Consider the following 14,085-nt stretch of genomic DNA (forward strand, 5'->3'; position numbering starts at 1 on the left):
TTGGTGACCAACTCTGGTTAAGTTGTCCCCGGTTGGTCACTACTTATAAACAACCTTCAAACAACTCCCGGTAGATGGATCAAAGTTGTAGCGTTTGGTCGTGACTCAGGAGAACGTGGCAGTGAACGCCGGCAGCACACCTCAGGAGATCGCCGACACCCTGCGGCAGCGCATCCGCTCGGGCGACCTCAAGGCCGGCGACCGCCTGCCCACCCAGGCCGAGCTGGCCGAGGCCTTCGGCGTGGAGCGGGGGACCGTACGCCAGGCCGTGCGGGCGCTGCAGGACGACGGTTACCTCGTCGACGTCGGCAAGGGCAGCCCGCCGCGCATCGCCGAGCAGCGGCCCGTCGCGCTGGACGAGCCCCAGCCGACGATGGTCGGCCTCGGCCCCCGCATGACCGAGGCGTTCGCGGCCGACCACGTCCGTATCGACGCCGCCTGCCTGACCGCCCAGAGCCTGCTGCCGGCGCTCGCCGAGCCCCTGCGCCTGATCCACGAGGGGCGGATCCGCCCCGACCGCATCGACGTCCGCGTCCTGCTCCCCAGCCGGAACATCCCCCTCGCCTTCCCGACGGCCGTCGACGGCGACGACGACACGGTCCACAACCGCTGGCTCGGCATGCGCAACGCCCAGGGCCAGGTTCTCCAGTACAACCTCCAGGGCCTGCGCTCCACCCACAAGATCGACGTGAACGTCACCTTCCGGGCCCTGCCGTTCACCCCGCCGATCAAGCTGTACCTGCTCAACGACGCCGAGGCGCTGTTCGCGTACTACACGGTCACCCGCCGCGAGGAGCAGACGGAGGAGGGCCTGCTCGACATGTACGACGCCGTCGGCTCGGAGTCCCTCCTCTTCTCCTTCGAGAAGCGAGCCGGCCAACGGGACGCCGCGTTCGTGGAGCAATCGCAGAAGTGGTTCAACGCCCTCTGGGAAACCATCACGACGGACCTGACACTCTCTTAGTGACTTCTGATACGAGGCAGACTGAACCGGCGGCAGCCAAGAGCAGGAACACGACCGAAGAGATCGCGGAACTGGTCAGAAGCGCCAGTGTCGTCCTCTGGGACTTCGACGGGCCGATCTGCCGCCTGTTCGCGGGACACTCGGCGGCCGGAGTGGCCGGTGAACTGGTCGACTGGCTGGCGGTCCGGGGCCTGCACGGCCTGGTCACGGAGGCGGAGCGGGCCTCCCTCGACCCGCACCTCGTGCTGCGCGCCGTGGACCGCCGGCACCCCGGCAGCGACCTGGTCGCGGAGCTGGAGGAACGTCTCACCAAAGAGGAGCTGCGGGCCACGTCGACGGCGATGCCCACGGCGTTCGCGGACATCCTCATCCAGACGTGGCGGGCACGGGGCGCGCGCATGGCGGTCACCACCAACAACTCCCCCCGGGTGGTCCGCGCCTACCTCGACGACCGCGCCCTGACCTCCTGCTTCGCCCCGCACATCTACGGCCGCACCCAGGACCTGCACCGCCTCAAACCGGACCCGCACTGCCTCAACCGCGCCCTCAGCGCGATGGGCGCCGCCCCCGGCGCGGCCCTGATGATCGGCGACTCGCCGACGGACTACCAGGCGGCCCGCACGGCGGGCGTCCCCTTTCTCGGCTACGCGCGTAACGCACGGAAAGCCAAGCTCCTGACGGAGGCCGGCGCGGAGTACGTGGTGGGGTCCTTGTGGCCGCTGCTGGAGACCCTCCGGCACTAGGGGGCGCCGGGCGCAGCCGTCGGGGGGCGGTGCGCCCGTGGCGCCGGGCCGTCAGGATCCCGATCACCCCGCCGATCACACTCGACACGGAGACGGCCAGTTGCACCAGGTCGTCGATCCGCACCGTGACCCCGAATACCCGTAACTCCATGGCGCCCGCCCCCTGCACCCTCTGGTCGACCGTGCAGCACCCGGGCTCACCTGCCTGGTTGCCGGTCAATTTCAGGCATGCCCAGGCAGGTAGATCCGTTAACCGGTGCGGTCCATGACTCTTTCTGTATGGACTGTGCGTGTTTGCCGTGGAGTTGGGAGAGGAAAGTTCGCTGTATGGCGGCCAGGCAGGCGCATGACGGTGGTGGCAGGGCGTTCCGGCAGGTCTCCGAGGCGCTGCGGACCCGGATGGTGGACGGGACGTATCCGCTGGGCGCCGAACTGCCCGCGCAGGGCAAGCTGGCCAAGGAGTTCGGCGTCTCCCGTGACACCGTGCAGCGAGTGGTGCGCGAGCTGGGCAACGAGGGATGGATCGAGTCCCGCCAGGGCAGCCCGGCGCGGGTCGTCAAGATCCAGCGGGTGCAGTCCACCACGGCGAAGGCCACCAGGTCACGCCAGGCGATGACGCTGCAGCCGCTGATCAGCGAGGCGTTCGAGCAGCCCGAGGTCTCCCTGGACGTCTTCACGTTGACCTCGGAGTCCCTCGACACCCACATCCGGCTCCAGGCGGAGCGGATCCGGGCCGGTCTCATCGCGCCCAGCAGCATCGTCGTGCGGATGCTGCTGCCTGATCCCCAGCTCGACCTGCCGTACCCCGTGGTCAGGCAGGACAGGGACGATCCGCGCCTGCGGGAGCGGCTGCGCGCCATCACCGACCGGCACACGGAATCCCTGCGCACCGCACTGCGGGACCTGCAGGCCGAGAAGCTGGTGCCGTCCGTCGACGTACAGGTCAGGCATGTGCGGCTGGCTCCGGCCTTCAAGCTCTACGTCATCAACAGGACAGAGGTTCTGCACGCCCTCTACGAGGTCATCGGGCGGCCCATCATTCTGGCCACCGGCGAGGAGATCGACGCGCTCGACGTGTTGGGGCTGGGCGCAATGCTGACGCATCACGTGGAGGACGCCGACCCGGACTCGCCGGGATCGGTCTTCGTGCTGAAGATGCGGTCCTGGTTCGAGTCGGTTTGGAACCTGCTCGCCGAGTAGCGCTTCTGTCGGGTCCTGGACGGACCGAGGTGAGGACAAGCCAGGTGCGCTAGCATGCCCGCATTATCTGAGCAACCGCTCCGGTTCCTACGTATGAGAAGGTCAACCACACCGATCTCAGAACGACCTGACGCAGCGGGGCACCAGACCCACCCGTTGTGGCTACTCGATTGCGCCTCTGGTCGTGCGGACAGTTCGCCGCGTTTACCGTTTGCCGTACCTTCCAGCCAGCGCTAGCAATCCCGGAGCGGCCAGTGGGCGCATCTTCTGTTCCCTCCATGTCCTCTGGGGAACGCGCCAAACCCGGCGCAGGTCATGCGCTTTATCAGCACTTCGTGGGCCTCGCCATGCGACATGGCAAGGCCCACAGCGGGCACCACAACAGGAACTACGTCCTGCCGTTGGCCGGCTCCGTGGCGCAGCTGCTGGGCCGTGAGTCCGGCACCTCGGTGACGGTGCGCATGCGGCGTGCCGACGCGCTGCCCGTGGTGATCAGGACCTGGCAGAACGAGGCGGAGATCCTCAGGGCTGTCAGGACCGTGCTGCCGAATGTCCCGCAATGCCTCTTCGAGGGAAACGGGTTCGCCATCCACAGCTATGTGGAAGGAGTGCCGCTGTCCAGCGTCTGCGGCAACGGCAAACCCGTCGACATCCTGGTCATCGAGGAGATTGCGCAAATCCTCGCGCACATGACCCAGGTGCGCCGGGCCGCGCTGCCGGGCCTGCCGGCCTCCTGGCCCAGCAACGGCCAGGACAGCCAGGGCTTTCTGCAGACGCTGGCGCACTGCGCCGACCAGCAGATCCGGCGAGCCAACCTGTCGGTGTTCGGCGGTTTGTTCGCGGCGCTCGGTATCCCGGAGGACGCGCTCACCCGGTTCGCGGAGCGGGTGCCGGTGATGACCCGTCGGCCGTACAGCCTCCTCCACGCGGACCTGCACCGGGACAATCTGATCGTCACCTACGGCGGCCGCCCGCCGCTCATCTGTGTCGACTGGGAACTCGCCACCTACGGCGACCCCCTCCACGACCTGGCGACCCACTTGGTACGCATGCGGTACCCCGGCGATCAGTGGTCCGAGGTGATCGAGGCCTGGGTCCGGGCCATGGAGTGGACCAGACCCGGAGCCGTCAACGGCGTACACAAGGATCTGCGCCACTACGTCGCCTTCGAACAGGCGCAGTCTGTCTATCCGGACGTGATGCGGGCCGCCGCCTCCCTGGACGAATCGTTCGACCAGAAGGGACTGGACGAGGCCACGTCGGCGGTGCACAACGCGCTGGAGACGGCCCAGGTGCCCCTGCGGCTGCGGCAACTGCCCAGCGCGGCCGAGATCGAGCGCGTTCTGTTCAGGTGGCGCATTTCCCGCGGCGAGGCACACAAAGGGCTTTTCTCCAGCTTTGTCAGCGTGTCCTGGACGCCGGACAAGCGTTTTCCCGAGCATCCGGACTTTCCTTATGCGGCCGTCCAGGGTGCTCTGCATGCCGAGGGTGCCGCCCCGGCCGGCCGGGTTTTCAAGGGAACCGGACACCTGAATTCGGTGGTACGGGTTCCCGGGATCGAATTCCCTGTCGTCGTGCGGCGCAAGGTGAAAAAGGTGTTCCGCCGCGAGCGCAGTTTTCTCAGCGAGCATGCCGTGCTCAGGGCCATCGAAAGTTCGGGTGTTCCGGTGGCGGCACCGAGAGTCCTGGCCCTCGGTGAGAGCTACCCGGGGAAGTACCGGAAAGACAGCTTTGCCATTCACACCTACGAAGGGCCGTTCGACATCGACCGGCCCCCGAACCATCCGGTGCACGGACTGCTGCCACACGAGGCGGACCGGCTCGTCGACCAGCTCAGTGCGCTGAAGGGCGTCGACTACACCGGGCTCGATCCGGCCGCCGGTGAAACGAGCTACAACTTCTACAACTACTTGAGCGAACAACTCGTCCTGCTGGTGAGGCACCTGCCCAAGGAATCCCAGCAACTCGCCAGGCAACTCGGCCTGCCGGATGCCGAACGGCTGCGGCAGATCCTGGGCAGGCACCAGGTGGCTGATCGCAGTCCGATGCTCCTGCACGGTGATCTGAATCCCTGGAACCTGGTGCGCCGGGACGACGCCATGGCGCTGACCATCATCGACTGGGAGATGGCGGTCGTCGGCGACCCCCTGTACGACCTGGTCCGGCACATGCATCTCACCCCGACGCGGCCGGAGATCCGGGACCGGATGTTCCGCCGCTGGGAACGCCTGCTGCCCGAGGCCTACACCCGGGCCTGGCAGCAGGACTGGCGGGTCTACCGGTGGATCGAGATCGTCCGTTCCGCCTACGTGGACCTGGACCGGCTGGTCACCGGGGCGAGCCTGGACGCCCCCAACGTCCGCAGGGCGGTGGACTCGTACGCGATGACGCTGGCAGCGGCGATCGCCTCCCTGGGCCTGCCCGTACGGGCGGCGGCAAGTCCCCATCTTGCTCGTGCTCTTACCTAGCGGGAACATGAGTGCCTCGAAAACCCGTTTGCCCACGGGTCTGCAGGGCCGGCCGGGCAGCGCTGCGTGGAGGGGGCGTGGATGTCCGGGGGAAGCGATGGTTCTGCGGGTGAGGGCGGCACATCGCGGTTGAGGCGCTTTCAGGAACGCATTGAGCCGGTGGTGACCCGCGTCCTGCTGCTCGGCATCTTCGTCACGGGCCTCACGGCCCAGTTCGTGAAGCCGGTCGGGGACGCACTGGAGGGCAAGGCCTATCTCGGCGGCGCCCTGTTGAGCCTCGTCGGCTACGTCCTGTACGACCAGGTGAAGGAGCTGACGTCGTCGGTCCGCGCCCCGACCCGGGCGCTCGTGAACTCCAGTCAGCTGGGCAGCTTCGTGAGCGAGGCCTTCGAGGCCCGAAGAGTCGAGATCAGCTTTCTGGGCTACACGGGCGAGACGTTGTACAACACGCTCTACCACCGCTTGGAAGACCTCTTCGACCACCCCGGCCCCACCCGCAGGGTGCTGGTCCGCATGCTCGTGCCGGACTTCGGCCAGCCGATGACGGTTCCCTCCAAGGTGGGGGAGCAGGACCTGCCCGTGGACGATCCCGACTTCCGCAAGCGCATGGAGCAGCGGTGCCGCGAATACGACGGCATCCTCTCCGAGCTCGCGGAGCGGCTGACGGCCGCCGGCCGGGTGCGGGTCGAGTGCGAGTACCGGCTCTATCCCGGGATCCCGCGCGACAAGATCTGCATCTTCAACCGGCAGCAGGTGCTGCACGGTCTGTACGACCTGTCCGTGCGGATGCGGCTGCACCACCTGGGCGACGAGTACTACGACCCCAAGGGCTACCGGACCGACCTGAACGTGTGGTCCCGGGAGGGCGTCGCCGAGGCGGCGGTGGCGACCTGGACCAAGCACTTCGACGACCTGTGGAACCTCGCGAAGCTGCCGCAGTGGCGACAGGTCCCGTCCGCCTGACCCTCGCTGCGTAGGCTCGCCCCATGGGTGACATGGGCCTGCGTGAGCGCAAGAAGCGGCGGATGTACGAGGACGTGTCGGACATCGCCGTGCGGCTGTTCCTCGCGAAGGGGTTCGACGCGGTGTCGGTCGCCGAGGTGGCCGCCGCGGCCGGGATCTCCAAGCCGACGCTGTTCCGGTACTTCCCGGCCAAGGAGGACCTGGTCCTGCACCGGATCGCGGACCACGAGACGGAGGCGGCGCGGCTGGTCGCGGGGGCCGGGTCGCCGGTCGGCGTACTGCGCGCGCACTTCCTGGCCGGACTCGAACGGAACGACCCGATCACCGGGCTCAACGACCATCCCCAGGTGCTCGCCTTCCACACCCTGCTCAACAGCACCCCCACCCTGGTCGCCCGCCAGTACGCCTACCTGGAGCGGTCGGAGGCCGCGCTCGCCGAGGCCCTCGGGGGCACCCTGGAGGCCAGGCTCGCCGCCGGCCAGATCATCGCCGTACAGCGGATCCTCGCGCAGGACAACTGGCGGCGGATCGCGGCGGGGGAGCGGGTCGAGGACGTGCGGCCGGACGCCGTGCGGGCGGCGGAGCGGGCGTTCGGGCGGCTGGAGCGGGCCCTGGCGGACGCCGGCCGAGATCCGGATGATTCCCGGTAAGAAATTTAACTCAGTTACAGTATCTCCTCTACGCTGTCCCCATGCAGCAGGAACTCGACCGCGAACGCGCCTACCACGACACCTGCCGAGCCGCCCTCGCCCGCATGGTCGAGGGCGCCGCCGAGCACGTCGTCACCGGAGAGGACGTCTCCGCGTCCGGTGCCGACGCCGAAGTGCTCGGCTACCGGCTGCGCAGCCGGGCCAAGGAGATGCGCGAGCTGCCCGAGGGCCCGCTGTTCTTCGGCAAGCTGGACTTCGAGGCGGGGGAGCACGCCGGACAGAGCTACCGCATCGGCCGGCTGCGGATCAGCGAGGAGCCGACCGCACCGCCCCTCGTCGTCGACTGGCGCGCCCCCGTCTCCCGCGCCTTCTACCAGGCCGGCCCCGACGACCCGCAGGGCGTGGCCGTACGCCGGCGGTTCGGCTGGGCACCCGGCAGCCGCGGCGACTCCGCCGACCTCACGGGCCTGGAGGACGAGCGGCTCGGCGAGGGGGAGTCCGGGACCGGAACGCTGCTCACCCGCGAGATCGAACGGCCCCGCGTCGGCCCCATGCGCGACATCGCCGCCACCATCCAGCCCGACCAGGACGACCTGGTCCGGGCCGGCCTCGCCGACTCCGTCTGCGTCCAGGGCGCCCCGGGCACCGGCAAGACCGCCGTCGGCCTGCACCGCGCCGCCTACCTCCTCTACACCCACCCCGAGCGCATCCGGCGTTCCGGCCTGCTGATCCTCGGCCCCAACCGCACCTTCCTCTCCTACATCTCCGAAGTCCTCCCGGCCCTGGGCGAGACCGGCGTACGGCAGCGGACCCTGCCGGAGGAGATCGGCCGCCACCCGGTCACCGGCACCGACGCCGACCGCACCGCCGCGCTCAAGCACGACCCGCGGATGGCCGAGGTCCTGCGCCGCGCGCTCTACTCCCGCGTCCGCACCGACGCCGTCACCCCGCTGTCGCTCTCCGACGGCACGTACACCTGGCGGCTCTCCGCGGCCGCGCTGACGAGGATCGTCGCGGGCGTACGGGAGGAGGAACCGCCGTACGCCGTCGGCCGGGAACGCGTCCGCGGCCGGGCGATGCGGGCCGTACAGCTCCAGGCCGAGCGGCGGGCGGGCCCGCAGCCGGGCGTCTGGACGCGGCGGCTCGAACGCTCCCGTGCGATGAGCGCCTGCCTCGACACCGTCTGGCCGAAGGTGCGCCCGGAGGAGGTGCTGGCCGGACTCCTCACGGACGGCGAGACACTGGCGAGGGCCGCCGAGGGGTTCCTGACCCCCGGCGAACAGCGGGACCTGCTCTGGACCCGGCCGCCGCGCTCGTACAGGTCCGCCCGCTGGTCGGCCGCCGACCTGGTCCTCCTCGACGAGCTGGCAGGGCTCGTCGAACACCCCGAGGGCTACGGCCACATCGTCGTCGACGAGGCCCAGGACCTGTCCCCCATGGAGTGCAGGGCGATCGCCCGCCGCGCGGTCTTCGGCTCCCTCACCGTCCTCGGCGACCTGGCCCAGGCCACCACACCCTGGTCGGCGCGGAGCTGGGACTCCGTCCTGGGCCACCTGGGCAAGCCGGAGGCGGCCGTGGTCCCGCTCACCACCGGCTTCCGGGTGCCGGCGGCGGTCGTGGACCTGACCAACCGGCTGCTGCGGCGCCTGGGCACGGACGTACCCCCGGCCAGGTCCTACCGCGGCGACGGCGAGGTGACGATCCGTCCGGCCCGGGACGTGCCCGCGGCGACGGTCACCGCGGTGCGGGAGGCCCTGGCCCACGCGGGGTCGGTGGGGGTCGTCGCGGCGGACGCGCAGGTGACCGCCGTACGCGAGGCGCTGACCGCGGCCGGCATCGAACCGGCGGGCCCGGACGAGCTGGGCGCACGGGTGGCCGTGGTCCCGGCGAGCGTCGTCAAGGGACTGGAGTACGACCACGTGGTCGCCGTGGAACCGGCGGCGGTGGCGGAGGGGGAGGAACGCGGCCTGCACCGGTTGTACGTCGTGCTGACCCGGGCGGTGTCCCGACTGGACGTGGTGCACGCGAGACCGCTGCCGTTCTAGAGAACAGCCGTGGCAGCGCCCTGCCTTCAAGGGGCGGCGAACGGTGCGTCGAGGCGGGCACCCGAGGCCGACCGCTTGCGGCCGGCTGCGGGCGCCAGGTCATGAGTCCCGGCGCGAGCCCCTGGGCCTTCTCCGGCGCCTCGTCCTCAGGCGGGGCGCTCGGCCATGACGACCAGGCCCGGGCCGCTGAACTCGTCTGCCGGGAGCCGGAGTTCGGCGACGGGGCGTAGTCCCGCCTGCTCGATCAGGGCGACGAACTGTTCCGGCCGCCACTTGTGCGTCGTCCAGCGGACGGGCACGCCTCCGTAGGCCTCCGTGCGCACCACGTCCTCGTCGCCGACGTGCGTTCCGGTGATGAGGTGTCCGCCCGGCTTCAGAGCCCGCGCGAACAGGGCGAGGACCTGCGGGAGGACGGCGCGCGGGAGGTTGAAGAGCGACCACCACCCGAGCACGCCGCCGAGGGAGGCCTCTTCGAGGCTGAGGTCGGTGGCGGAGGAGACGCTGAAGCGGCAGTTCGGATAGAGGCGTCGGGCGTTGTCGATCATCCCGGGCGAGAGGTCGACCCCGGACACGTCGAGTCCGCGTTCGGCGAGGTAGGCGGTAACCGTTCCGGGCCCGCAGCCGACGTCGAGGACCGGTCCGAGTCCGCGCACGGTGTCGGCGAAGGCGTCGATCGACGCCTTGAGCCAGGGATGGCGGCGGATGTCGCCCATTCCGGTCGTCGCCACCATCTCGGCGTAGTTGTCGGCCACCCGGTCGTAGGACTCCCGGACCACGTCGAGATCGGCAGGCCGGTCGATTTGGTGTGCACTCATCGGCTCACCATAGGGCGGCGAGATCGCCGCGGCAGGAGGTTGATCAAACCGGCGGCCCTGTCCCAGATGTCTGTGGGCAGGGGGAGGCATTGACCTGTAGGCAGCGTGGTGGTTCACCCGCGGAGCCAGGCCGGCAGGCGTCGTGGAGTCGGTCGCCATGTGTCGGCCGGCAGGGATCGGGGAGCCGAATCGGCTTTCCTGGCTTGTCGGGCGAGTCGGTATTCGTGCGCCTCGCGGATGAGTTCATGAGAGCGGATCTGGTGCAACTCGAAGTGCATGCCGCGCGCTCCTACTGCTGGAGCGCCACGACGTCGGCGACCACGCAGCTGACGTTGTCGGGGCCGCCGGAGCCGTTGGCGAGGGCGACGAGTTCGCGGACCGCCTGCTCGGGTTCACCGATCTCGGAGAGCACCCGGTGGATCTCCTCGGTCGGCACGACGGTCGACAGGCCGTCGGAGCAGAGCAGGTAGCGGTCTTCCCGCCGGGCGTCGTGCAGACGCATGTCGGGGGTGCCGTCGGCTCCTTGGCCCAGGGCTTGTAGCAGCAGGGACCGCTGGGGGTGGGAGGCGGCTTCCTCCGGGGTGAGGCGTCCTTCGTCGACCATCGACTGCACCATGGTGTGATCGTGGGTGATCTGGAACAGCTCTCCGTCGCGCAGGAGGTAGACGCGGGAGTCGCCGATGTGGACGAGGGCCAGCTGTGAGCCGGTCCAGAGCATCGCGGTGAGTGTGGTGCCGGCCCCTTCGGGCGATGAGGCGGGTCCGGCGACGCCGTTGACGGCCTGTTTGGCCTGTTCGACGGCGTCCTCGAGGAGGTTGAGGAGACCGCCTGCCGGGATGCCGTCGGTTTCGAGGCGCTTGAGTGCGTCGACGGCGGCGGCACTTGCGGGGGCTCCTCCGCTGCCGAAGCCGTCGGCGACCGCGAGCAGGCGGGACCCCGCGTAGGCGGTGTCCTGGTTGCTCTCACGGACGAGGCCCGTGTCGGAGAGAGCGGCGTAACGGATGCCCAGGGGCGTAGCGGTCGGAGACATGGCGGGGTCCTTCCAGGACAGATGGCCGATGAGGAAGGAAGCGAGGTCTCGCCGCGCGGCGGTGTCGGCCTCGACCTGGGCCCAGAACGCGCGGACCTCCCGGGCTGCCGGTCCTGCCTCCAGCGCGCAGACGTGCTGGATGCGGGCCAGGGGCATCCCCAGGCGCCGGAGCCAGGCGACCAGCCGGGCTTGCTCCAGCTGTTCCGGGGCGTAGAGACGGTAGCCGGTCACCGGGTCGACGCGAGCGGGAGTCAGCAGACCGAGCTCGTCGTAGAGACGCAGCGCCTTCGGTGACAGCCCGGACGCCTTCGCGAACGTCCCGATAGTCAGCAACCCCATGCCCGCTCTCCTCCTCATGCCGAGCATGTCGCCCGGCCTCACCGATGCTGTGGCCTCCCCCAAGGTGAAGGTCAACCAGAGTCCTGCTTCCACTCGCTCGTCGGCTGAGTGATCGGTCAAGGACGCCGACCGTCGGTGGGTATCGATGCCTCAGGCCGTGGACGCGGTTGCGCCTCGCGGAGGGTCCAGGAGGCCTTCGGTCATGGCGGCCAAGGTGCCGGGACGACGGGCGCTGCGAGCCGGCTCGGTCGGAGTCTTCGTGATCACTGGCGGCATCGTGGTGAGATTCGGCGGTGTCGGCGATCAGCCGCCGTGAAGCCCCCACCCGTCGAGGCCGCCGTACACGTGGGCTTCAAGGCATCGAGGAGCGTCCATGCCGACAGCCTCGCCTCGGTAGAGGGCGATGAGTGAGTCCTTGCCCCGCCACCACGTGTCCGTGACGCCCTGTACTTCAGGCACCGGCTCGAAGCCGACGAGGTCCAATGACTCGACGGCCTTCCCCTTGATCCGTGTCACGGTCCTGGCCCAGCGGCCGGCATGGGCGGCGAGCGCCAAGGACTCCACCCATCCGTCCGTGCTGGCATGCAGCGGTGTCCAGCGGTAGGCATCGATCCCGAATGCGCCGTCGGAGCCGATCATGAATCCGTAGGCCATGGACACCCGACAGCTACCCGCCGGAAACGACCAGCCCTCAGCGGCCGGGCCCTCGGGGCAGTCGGCGCCCAGGATGCGCGGACCTCCCTCGTAGAACGGGGCAGACGGCAGCGCAAGGCCGCCCCAACGGTCCTGGAAGGCCGCGGCCCGGTCGCAGTCCACAGCCGGAACTCCCTGCTCGATCCACCTCTCCCGGTGCTGCCTCAGGTCCCGCCGAGGAACATGAACGCCGTTCACTTCGACGAACCTCCTGGCCCGGTCGGTCAGGCCGGCAGGCGCGACCGGGATGGGCGATGCGGAAGCGGCGGCCGTCATGGTGCCGGAGTCTAGTGGCGGGGGTCGGGCACGCTCTGGGCGTCAGTCATGGCGACCAGGTGTCATCTGTCGCGACCCGTCACGTCCACTGCTCACACGTAGTTCGCCGACCCCACGCTGTCAGAGGTGCCCGGCACTCCAGAGGTTCACCGCACTCCCCATAAAGCGCATCCCCGGGTCTCGCTGCGGAAGACGGGCCCTCCACCGAACTCGTCGCGTACGAACAGCTCGGAAGGGCGCGGCAGCGGGATCTGGTTGCCGGTGAGGTCGTGACGCGTGCCGAGGAGCGAATACGCCTCGCGCAACGCGGTCGGCAGCGCGATCCCCGGCATCTCCTCGGCTCGCGTGCCCGCGCCGTCGGCGAGCGGTTTCGCCCGCGCTGCGGCAAAGTTCCGAACGGAGGCCCAGGCTCCCGCCCTGCCGGGGGTTCCGCCGCGCAGAGCTTGAGCCACGTCGAACGCGTCAACCATGCGGTGGACCGTGCAGGCCGGCCGGCTTCGCCGGGACTCCGCCATGTCGTTTGCCAGAACCACCGGGACTCGCCACATCTACGGAGAACGGACACCGGCCGGGCCGACGGAGCGGCCATCCGGGTATGGTGCGGCACACTTTTGCAAGCAGGTGCTTGCAATTGTTAGCGACGATGAGGCAAGGTGGAGGCATGGCATCGCTGAACGTCGGCAATCTCGGTGAGTATCTGCGTGAACAGCGGCGCAACGCGCAGCTGTCACTCAGGCAGCTCGCCGATGCCGCCGGGGTGTCCAATCCGTACCTGAGCCAGATCGAGCGCGGGCTGCGCAAGCCGAGCGCGGAGGTGCTCCAGCAGGTCGCCAAGGCCCTGCGGATCTCCGCCGAGACGCTGTACGTCCGCGCCGGAATCCTCGACGCCGAGCGGGATCTGAACGAGGTGGAGACCCGTGCGGTCATCCTCGCCGACCCCACCCTCGACGAGCGGCAGAAGCAGGTGCTGCTGCAGATCTACGAGTCGTTCAGGAAAGAGAACGGTTTCGTGTCGGGCGAGGAGCGGACGGGCGGCACGGGCACCCTGGCAGTCGCCGAGGACGACGACGTCGGCAGCGACACCGACGGCAGCGACACCGAAGACAGAGAGACCGGTCCGCGGCGGACGGCCGGATGAGCCGGCCAAGCGCGCCGGCCGCCGCGCCGCGGACCACACAACCCTCAGCCGAACTTTAATACGGGAGGACCATCACCATGGCCATCACCGACGACCTGCGCAAGACCCTCAGCGACCCGACTCCGCTCTACTTCGCCGCCGGCACCGCCGACCTGGCCCTCCAGCAGGCCAAGAAGGTACCCGCCCTGGTCGAGCAGCTGCGCGCCGAGGCCCCGGCCCGCATCGAGGCGGTCCGCAAGGCCGACCCGAAGGCCGTCCAGGAGAGGGCCGCCGCCCGCGCCAAGGAGGCCGGCGTCAAGGCCAAGGAGGCGCAGGCCAGCCTTCAGACCAAGGTCAACGACTTCATCGTCTCCCTCGACGGCGACCTCAAGAAGCTCGGCGAGTCCGCCCAGGACTTCGCGCTGCGCCAGGTCGGCGTGGCGGCCGAGTACGCCGTCAAGGCCCGTGAGACCTATGAGAAGGTCGCCGAGCACGGCGAGCAGGCCGTGAAGACCTGGCGCGGCGAGGCCGCCGACGAGATCGAGGACCTGGCCATCGCCGTCGAGGGCAAGGTCGAGACGGGCACGGTCAAGGAGGGCGACAAGAAGGCGGACGAGCCCAAGGCCGCCGAGGCCAAGCCGGCCGCGGCGAAGAAGGCCCCGGCCGCCAAGAAGACCCCGGCCCCGCGCAAGGCCACCCCGGTCCGGAAGAGCACCCCGCCCGCCAAGTAACCGGCGCACGCGTCAGCGGAACGTACGGACCGGGCACCTTGAGGGTGCCCG

At 69.6% G+C, this 14,085-nt stretch carries 13 protein-coding genes; 9 read left to right on the top strand and 4 right to left on the bottom strand.

Features of this window, described 5'->3' with window-relative positions; genetic code table 11:
- Positions 1 to 94 precede the first annotated feature (94 nt).
- The 7 genes from BLW82_RS23110 (at position 95) to BLW82_RS23140 (ending at position 9,033) form a co-directional block, all read left to right on the top strand.
- Positions 95 to 964 (top strand): FadR/GntR family transcriptional regulator, encoded by an 870-nt coding sequence (locus BLW82_RS23110; RefSeq protein WP_093501332.1) that lies wholly within the window; start codon positions 95 to 97, stop codon positions 962 to 964.
- Positions 913 to 1,707 carry an HAD family hydrolase gene (locus BLW82_RS23115; protein ID WP_093501334.1) on the top strand — a complete coding sequence of 265 codons (795 nt, stop codon included), beginning with the start codon at positions 913 to 915 and terminating at the stop codon, positions 1,705 to 1,707. The genes BLW82_RS23110 and BLW82_RS23115 overlap by 52 nt, the downstream gene beginning before the upstream one ends.
- Positions 1,708 to 2,034: 327 nt before the next feature.
- The gene (locus tag BLW82_RS23120) at positions 2,035 to 2,907 is read left to right on the top strand and encodes a winged helix-turn-helix domain-containing protein (RefSeq protein WP_093501336.1); all 873 of its coding nucleotides are present in this window, start codon (positions 2,035 to 2,037) and stop codon (positions 2,905 to 2,907) included.
- A 278-nt stretch (positions 2,908 to 3,185) separates the two neighbouring features.
- Positions 3,186 to 5,375 (top strand): aminoglycoside phosphotransferase family protein, encoded by a 2,190-nt coding sequence (locus BLW82_RS23125; protein ID WP_177233036.1) that lies wholly within the window; start codon positions 3,186 to 3,188, stop codon positions 5,373 to 5,375.
- A 162-nt stretch (positions 5,376 to 5,537) separates the two neighbouring features.
- Positions 5,538 to 6,338, top strand: coding sequence for a hypothetical protein (locus tag BLW82_RS23130; RefSeq protein WP_256215923.1), 801 nt, complete (start codon positions 5,538 to 5,540; stop codon positions 6,336 to 6,338).
- 23 nt (positions 6,339 to 6,361) lie between these two features.
- Positions 6,362 to 6,988, top strand: coding sequence for a TetR family transcriptional regulator (locus BLW82_RS23135; protein WP_093501342.1), 627 nt, complete (start codon positions 6,362 to 6,364; stop codon positions 6,986 to 6,988).
- A gap of 41 nt (positions 6,989 to 7,029) precedes the next feature.
- Positions 7,030 to 9,033 (top strand): HelD family protein, encoded by a 2,004-nt coding sequence (locus BLW82_RS23140; protein ID WP_093501344.1) that lies wholly within the window; start codon positions 7,030 to 7,032, stop codon positions 9,031 to 9,033.
- Between the two features lie 146 nt (positions 9,034 to 9,179).
- Here BLW82_RS23140 and BLW82_RS23145 read toward each other — a convergent pair whose 3' ends face one another.
- From BLW82_RS23145 to BLW82_RS23160, 4 genes are all read right to left on the bottom strand, one after another.
- Positions 9,180 to 9,848 carry a class I SAM-dependent methyltransferase gene (locus BLW82_RS23145; protein ID WP_093501346.1) on the bottom strand — a complete coding sequence of 223 codons (669 nt, stop codon included), beginning with the start codon at positions 9,846 to 9,848 and terminating at the stop codon, positions 9,180 to 9,182.
- A gap of 289 nt (positions 9,849 to 10,137) precedes the next feature.
- On the bottom strand, positions 10,138 to 11,217 hold the full coding sequence (locus BLW82_RS23150) for a MerR family transcriptional regulator (RefSeq protein ID WP_093501348.1): 1,080 nt from the start codon (positions 11,215 to 11,217) through the stop codon (positions 10,138 to 10,140).
- Positions 11,218 to 11,520: 303 nt separating this feature from the next.
- Complete coding sequence (locus tag BLW82_RS23155) at positions 11,521 to 12,186, bottom strand: hypothetical protein (RefSeq protein ID WP_093501350.1); 666 nt, start codon at positions 12,184 to 12,186, stop codon at positions 11,521 to 11,523.
- A gap of 146 nt (positions 12,187 to 12,332) precedes the next feature.
- Complete coding sequence (locus BLW82_RS23160; RefSeq protein ID WP_143063707.1) at positions 12,333 to 12,656, bottom strand: hypothetical protein; 324 nt, start codon at positions 12,654 to 12,656, stop codon at positions 12,333 to 12,335.
- A gap of 191 nt (positions 12,657 to 12,847) precedes the next feature.
- Between BLW82_RS23160 and BLW82_RS23165 the strand changes: the two genes are divergently transcribed.
- Together BLW82_RS23165 and BLW82_RS23170 are read left to right on the top strand one after the other, a co-directional pair.
- A complete protein-coding gene (locus BLW82_RS23165; protein WP_093501354.1) occupies positions 12,848 to 13,324 on the top strand; it encodes a helix-turn-helix domain-containing protein in 477 nt (158 codons plus the stop codon).
- A gap of 77 nt (positions 13,325 to 13,401) precedes the next feature.
- Entirely contained in the window at positions 13,402 to 14,034 is a 633-nt protein-coding gene (locus BLW82_RS23170) for a hypothetical protein (RefSeq protein ID WP_093501356.1), read from the top strand.
- Positions 14,035 to 14,085 lie beyond the last annotated feature (51 nt).

Source organism: Streptomyces sp. Ag109_O5-10, assembly GCF_900105755.1.
Lineage (GTDB): Bacteria > Actinomycetota > Actinomycetes > Streptomycetales > Streptomycetaceae > Streptomyces.